The organism is Citrobacter sp. TBCS-14 (genome assembly GCF_005280805.1).
Lineage (GTDB): Bacteria > Pseudomonadota > Gammaproteobacteria > Enterobacterales > Enterobacteriaceae > Citrobacter > Citrobacter gillenii.
On the sequence record NZ_SZWM01001129.1, the window covers coordinates 1 to 201 of the forward strand.

Here is a 201-nt window from a genome sequence, read left to right on the forward strand (position 1 = left end):
GGCTTGCAGCAGAACCAGACGCGGATTTTCCAGCAGGCTTTCCCACGGCAGAGCTTTCAATGACTCTTCAAGTAATGCCAGTTCGCTGTGGTTAAACAGCCCCCACGCATGATTGAGCAGAATGTCGCGCAGCATATGGGCGTCGCCTGCCGCCAGCGCGTGGTGGATGGCTTCGGTCGGAAAACCTTGCGCCATCCAGCT

General features: G+C 57.7%; 1 protein-coding gene. It reads right to left on the reverse strand.

The annotated features are described in order from the left end of the window. Positions 1–201: hypothetical protein (locus tag FDX22_RS24395; protein WP_146717912.1), on the reverse strand; the 201-nt coding region annotated here is incomplete at both ends.